This window comes from Dermacoccus sp. NHGro5 (assembly GCF_017565385.1).
GTDB lineage: Bacteria > Actinomycetota > Actinomycetes > Actinomycetales > Dermatophilaceae > Dermacoccus > Dermacoccus nishinomiyaensis.
Genome location: NZ_JAGEKQ010000063.1, coordinates 1 through 5,282, shown reverse-complemented (window position 1 = coordinate 5,282; position 5,282 = coordinate 1). Strand labels below are relative to the sequence as shown.

Annotated in this window: 8 protein-coding genes; 5 read left to right on the top strand and 3 right to left on the bottom strand. The window is 62.8% G+C overall.

The window, feature by feature from the left end:
- The 3 genes from J4Z35_RS14200 to J4Z35_RS14190 all read right to left on the bottom strand — a co-directional run.
- Window positions 1–421: hypothetical protein (locus J4Z35_RS14200; RefSeq protein ID WP_208065684.1), on the bottom strand; the 421-nt coding region annotated here is incomplete at its 3' end.
- A gap of 45 nt (window positions 422–466) precedes the next feature.
- On the bottom strand, window positions 467–925 hold the full coding sequence (locus tag J4Z35_RS14195; protein ID WP_074041172.1) for a DUF5709 domain-containing protein: 459 nt from the start codon (window positions 923–925) through the stop codon (window positions 467–469).
- Window positions 922–1,458, bottom strand: coding sequence for a carboxymuconolactone decarboxylase family protein (locus tag J4Z35_RS14190; RefSeq protein WP_235006254.1), 537 nt, complete (start codon window positions 1,456–1,458; stop codon window positions 922–924). The genes J4Z35_RS14195 and J4Z35_RS14190 overlap by 4 nt, the downstream gene beginning before the upstream one ends.
- Before the next feature lie 253 nt (window positions 1,459–1,711).
- On the opposite strand from J4Z35_RS14190, the gene msrA reads away from it, so the two are divergent.
- The 5 genes from msrA to J4Z35_RS14165 all read left to right on the top strand — a co-directional run bounded on the left by msrA (window position 1,712) and on the right by J4Z35_RS14165 (window position 4,558).
- Window positions 1,712–2,212: a peptide-methionine (S)-S-oxide reductase MsrA gene (gene msrA / locus J4Z35_RS14185; RefSeq protein ID WP_074041179.1), complete on the top strand. Its 501-nt coding sequence runs from the start codon at window positions 1,712–1,714 to the stop codon at window positions 2,210–2,212.
- 24 nt (window positions 2,213–2,236) lie between these two features.
- A complete protein-coding gene (locus tag J4Z35_RS14180; RefSeq protein ID WP_083604036.1) occupies window positions 2,237–2,632 on the top strand; it encodes a GNAT family N-acetyltransferase in 396 nt (131 codons plus the stop codon).
- Window positions 2,633–2,660: 28 nt separating this feature from the next.
- Window positions 2,661–3,041, top strand: coding sequence for a thioredoxin domain-containing protein (locus J4Z35_RS14175; RefSeq protein ID WP_119217789.1), 381 nt, complete (start codon window positions 2,661–2,663; stop codon window positions 3,039–3,041).
- On the top strand, window positions 3,041–3,529 hold the full coding sequence (locus J4Z35_RS14170; protein ID WP_074041171.1) for a carboxymuconolactone decarboxylase family protein: 489 nt from the start codon (window positions 3,041–3,043) through the stop codon (window positions 3,527–3,529). The genes J4Z35_RS14175 and J4Z35_RS14170 overlap by 1 nt, the downstream gene beginning before the upstream one ends.
- Before the next feature lie 255 nt (window positions 3,530–3,784).
- Window positions 3,785–4,558, top strand: a complete 774-nt coding sequence (locus J4Z35_RS14165; RefSeq protein WP_160126273.1) for an AraC family transcriptional regulator — start codon at window positions 3,785–3,787, stop codon at window positions 4,556–4,558.
- Window positions 4,559–5,282 lie beyond the last annotated feature (724 nt).

Sequence of the window (5,282 nt, the reverse complement as noted above, 5' to 3'; positions counted from 1 at the left end):
ACCCCACCACACCCAACGGCAGTCGGAAGAAGTCCCCGATGACCCCCTCGTCGAAAGCGTGGACGTAGGGGCTCGTGCTCGGGTAAACGACGATGCTGCCTGGAGTCATCACGGTCTGGTCATCCCCACGGCGCAGCATCGACCGGTTGCCGCGCTGGAAGACCACGAACAATGACTCGTCGTTGTCCGCTGTGATCATCCGCTGGGGGCGCATAGCGAGGGCAGCCAGCGAGGGCACCGTCTGGACGGACAGGGCTCTCAGCTGCCCAATGTCTTGGTAAGACACGCTCACGCGAGCCTCGCGGCCTTGCGGGTCGAGAGTCAGGTCTGTCTGGACGAGGTTCTCGCAGAGCATCGTCCGGATCGTCTCCACGCGGTCACGTGGATCAATGCTGCGCGAGTCCCATGTCTGCTGCATCATTACAGCCTCCGCCGGTCTTCCGGGCTTCCCCGGTCTGATTCCAGACTATTGCCGGTCATAGTCGCCCTCGTCGATGACGACATGGATAGCCGCCTCCTCGGCGGAGGCGGCACCATTGTCGATGCCGATGTCGGATGCCCAGAAGTCGGAGGACGGGTCAGGGTTGCCGGGTTCGGTCCAGATCAGCCGCCCAGCGCGTACCGATCCGACCTGGTCGTCAAGGATCTCGCCGTCCGTGCCGATGATGTCGCCGATCCCGTCGCCCATCGGCTCTTCAGGTTCGTACTCCGGCACCTCACGCGCCAAGCGAGCCGCCAGCGGTTCTCGGGTGCGTGCTTCGCGCGCCGTGAATCCCCACGACAGTTCGGATGACCGCCGCTCCGGCGGAGAGTATCCCGGGCCGTCGTCGTCGGAGTCTTCGCCGAGAAGATCCGAGTCGAGGCTCTCATCCGGCGGAAGCAGATCGAACTCGATCTCCTGCCCGCTGACCGATCCGTCAGTCATGATGGGTTCCCTTTCTTTCCCCCGACGCCTGGGCTCTCAGTCTCACGAGCAGGCTCTTCGTCACCGGGCAATACGACTGGCACCGCGCCCTGCGCGAGCTTCAGCCTCGTCCACACGTTCATGTTGATGACGACGGCTGCGATCTCGGCGATCTCACGCTCATCGAAAAACACCGTCAGCCCTTGATGCATCTCATCGAAGTGCTCGTGCTCGTAACGTGTCAGCGCTTCGCAGTACGCGAGTGCGAGTGCTTCGGAACCGGAGAACATCGTGCTCTGCCGCCAGCTCGCCAGGTGCGCGACCATCGCCGCGCCGATGCCGACTTCCACGGCGATACGCGTGTGCAGGATCAGGCAGTAGGAGCACGGATTGATCTGCGCAACCCGCAATCGGAGAAGGGCGGCTAGGCGATCACCGATCGACAGCTTCGCGGTGTACCCGAACCCCGTGGCCATCTGCTTCGCAAGCTCATGGAAGTCAGAGAGATCCGGATCAAAGCGCACATTCTCGAAATCGATCTGCTCTGATATCACGATCTCTCCTCACCGTAGGGCACGGTTCGCTGGCTTGCCGGAGTTCCGGCGCCTCCTCTGACGGTAGGTCCGCTTCTCTGCCCCGTGTGGCCTGCTCCTGCAGAGAGCTGTCTTCTCCCTGCAACCGCCGGTCCCGCTTCCGAACGCCGCAGGTCGCGGACATTACGCTGCACAGCCAGGCCACCTGGACAGCACTCCGCTCCGTATCGTGACCCGAAGGGGCGTGTTGCCCGCCGCGAAGAGAGAGAAGACGATGCCGACCTCGAGAGTGATCCTCGCCAGCGGCTGCTTCTGGGGAGCCCAGGAACTCTTCCGCTCGCTCCCGGGCGTGGTGAGCACCCGTGTCGGATACTCCGGCGACGACGACACGCCCAACGCGACCTACCGTAATCACGGGGATCACGCCGAAGCGCTCGAAGTGATCTATGACCCCTCGATCATCCGATTCCAGATACTGCTGGAGTTCTTCTTTCAGATTCACGACCCCACGACTCGGAACCGCCAGGGAAACGACATCGGGCGCAGTTACCGATCAGCGATCTTCACGACGACCGAGGGACAGATGAAAGTCGCCTTCCACGTGATCGAAGCGATCAACGCTTCGGGCCGCTGGCCAGGAGAAGTCTTGACCGAGGTCGGCGAAGCCGGCCCTTTCTGGGAGGCCGAACCCGAGCACCAGGACTACCTGCAGAAGCACCCCAATGGGTACTCGTGCCATTTCATCCGGCCCGACTGGGTACTACCGGGCCGCTGACCGAGATCTCGCGATAGGAGAGACATGAAACATCCCGACGGAATGATCGGCTTGACCGCGACCGACGCCGACACCGACCTCCCGGCTGTCTCCTCGGACGCAGCGGAAGACTTCGTCATCACGGAGAACGTCGAGTCAGAGCTGTACGAAGCGACCGTGGACGGCAAGCTCGCTGCAGGCCTGCTCTACAGCAGAACCGGCGACCGGGTGCTCCTCCTCGCAACCTCGGTGTTCCCGGAGTTCCGTGGAAAGGGAGTCGCTGCGCGGCTCCTCGGGGGCGCCCTGGACAGTCTCCGCAAGGACAACATGACCGCGACGGTCTCATGTCCCTTCGCCGCCGCGTACATCCGCGCTCATCCGGAGTATGCCGACATCGTCGACGCGCGATTCCCCGGCAACCCCCACGGACACCACCACTGAGCATCATGAGTACAAGAGGAGAACTCGCATGGCAACCGTCGAACTGACCGAAGACAACTTCGAGGTCACGATCAATCAGAACGACATCGTCCTCGTCGACTTCTGGGCGGACTGGTGCGCACCATGCCACCAGTTTGCGCCGGTCTTCGAGAAGTCATCGTTAGACAATCCGGACGTCGTCCACGCGAAGCTCGACACGGAGTCGGAGCAGCGCATCACCGCGGCCGCCCAGATCACCGCGATTCCGACTCTGCTCGCCTTCCGTGAGGGGTTACTCGTCTTCAGCCAGGCGGGGGCCCTACCGCCCACTGCCTTGGCTGAAGTCGTAGAGAACGTCAGAGGACTCGATATGGACGAGGTCAGAAAGGGCCTCGACTCCGATGGTGACTCGTCCAAGGACGATCGCTGATGTCCACCTTGCATGAACCGCGCCCATACATGGACAAGGCCGTCCCTGAAGCATGGGAAGCCGCTTCTACGTTCGCGACCGCTGTGTCTGAGGCCGCGTCGCAACGTGGGCTCACTCCCGCGGAGAGCGAGTTGGTCAAGGTTCGGGCGTCACAGCTGAACGGATGCGTCTTCTGCCTTGATCTGCATTCACGGCAGGCGAGGCGCGCAGGAGTCAATCAGCAAGTACTCGACGTCTTGCCCGCCTGGCGCGAGTCGACTCTGTTCAGCGATCGAGAGCGAGCCTTGCTCGCGATCGCTGAAGCAGCCACCCGACTCCCGCTCGACGCCGCCGTGAATGCCGAGCTCGCGCAGGCCCGAAACACCCTCGCCGAGGAGGAGTTCGCGGCCGCGGAGTGGGTCGCCGCAGCCATCAATATGTTCAATCGGGTCTCCATCCTCAGCGAACACCGCGTGCGGCCACGCGACTCGGAGGGCAAGCTGAGCTGACAGCGTGCCATGCGCAGCGTGGCCGCTACGCCAGAGGACGCGTTCGAGGCCGCACATGACTTGCCACCCGCTGCGCCCCTCAGGTTCACGCGCCCCTACGCAGCGGTTCGGGCACCAGGCGATATCGCGGCCATAGAGATGGTGCGCACGGTTCCATCAAGCCGTACCGTATTTCGGCACGCGAAGATACTCAACGTCGTCGAAGGCTCTTGCGCCCTCGAGACTGCTGAGAGCGTGCACGTCCTGCGTCCTGGCATGTCTCTTGCCCTCGGCACCGGCAAATGGTGCCGCGTGCGCCCATCACCGTCCGTACGCATCTGGGCCATCTACGCCGACGAACGGTTCTGGCGCACCCAGATGGCATGGTTCCTTCCCGACGCAGAGCGAGTGGTCGCAGGAATGCACCCCCTCGAGTGGGACGGCCGCGCGATCGTCCTTGCACCGGGTATCGCTGCCCTGCGGCAGGTCGAGCCGCTATGGCGACAGATGAGCATCCTGCGTAGCGGGACCCATTCGCCCGAAGTCGTCGCGACTCACACTCTCGAGCTTCTCGCACGATGGATGAGGCTGATACTGCCAACTTTCCTTGATGAAGCATCGGACACCCCCACAACACCGTGGACGCCCATCAATGGACGACTGACCGACACCGGATCTATCGGCTACATCGGTCGAGCAATCCAGTTGCTTCGCGGGCGGATCGCAGAGCCGTGGACCGTTGGAGCACTCTCACGAGAACTCTCACTTTCACGAACCCACCTGACCCGCATGTTCGTACAGCACGCCGGCGCCGCCCCAATGCGCCTACTCACTGAACTCCGGCTCACCGAGTTCGCGCGGCTCATCGAAGAAACAGACATCTCCGTGATGCGTGCCGCGAGCGAAGTCGGGTGGAGCGACCCGCGCGTCGCATCCCACTGGTTCCACCGTCGCTACGGCATCACGCCGACACAATACCGACGCACACCACACACGGTTCCTGATCATCGACAAGGCAAGGCTGTCGCTGTCAATGACTCAGCTCTGTGAGGCGATGGCATCGTCCCAACGAACTTGCCCATCAGGTTCGCAGAGAATGCGACGGTCACCTCGGCTTCCCTTACCGCTACTCGCCGCATGAACCGTGACTCTCGACGAATGACCCAAGTTCGTCACGTGCATCTCGACGGATACGCCGCAGGTCAGTAGACCGGACCAGACATGTCGGGTTCGCTGTGGAGCCTGATGGTCGGCACTCCGTCTGCTATCCGTCCTCGCTCCGTTAATCCTCCCGACGCAGCTCATGGCCGCAAGGCGTTCCGCGTCTTGCGGGAGTCCCTGGGAAGGAGTAGCGCATGGCTATAGAGGGGATACGAGGCGAAGCTCGCGAGGCCTGCAACAGGTTCGCGAAGGTCATGACCAACTTATGCCCCCGGCGGTCGGCCGATGCTGCGGGCCGCGAGTTCGCTGCGGCATGTCCACTGGCAGAGGTGGTGTTGGTCGAGCGTGAGCGAAGAGCAACGCTCATGCCAGACGCGCCGCCCGAGTGCACAGGATCGGTTCCTGACCGCGCCGAGGGTTTGGGGTCGCGTTCACACACCTATTGGTCACCTCGTCCTAAGGAGTTGACCTCATGAGAGAACTGAAGCGCCCTGGGTCTGATGGAGACTCGCGCTATTTGATTCCGATCAGCAGATTGCTGTCGTTGGGGACAGCATAGAACGCGTTCTCGAACTCGGCGGGTGGGACGTCTCCGAGGTATCCGTGGAGGCGC

Excerpts from the sequence above, each read along its gene's own strand:
- J4Z35_RS14170 (WP_074041171.1), top strand. The coding sequence starts at position 3,041 with ATGTCCACCTTGCATGAACCGCGCCCATACATGGACAAGGCCGTCCCT.
- J4Z35_RS14180 (WP_083604036.1), top strand. The coding sequence starts at position 2,237 with ATGAAACATCCCGACGGAATGATCGGCTTGACCGCGACCGACGCCGAC.
- msrA (WP_074041179.1), top strand. The coding sequence starts at position 1,712 with ATGCCGACCTCGAGAGTGATCCTCGCCAGCGGCTGCTTCTGGGGAGCC.
- J4Z35_RS14165 (WP_160126273.1), top strand. The coding sequence starts at position 3,785 with ATGTCTCTTGCCCTCGGCACCGGCAAATGGTGCCGCGTGCGCCCATCA.
- J4Z35_RS14175 (WP_119217789.1), top strand. The coding sequence starts at position 2,661 with ATGGCAACCGTCGAACTGACCGAAGACAACTTCGAGGTCACGATCAAT.
- J4Z35_RS14195 (WP_074041172.1), bottom strand. The coding sequence starts at position 925 with ATGACTGACGGATCGGTCAGCGGGCAGGAGATCGAGTTCGATCTGCTT.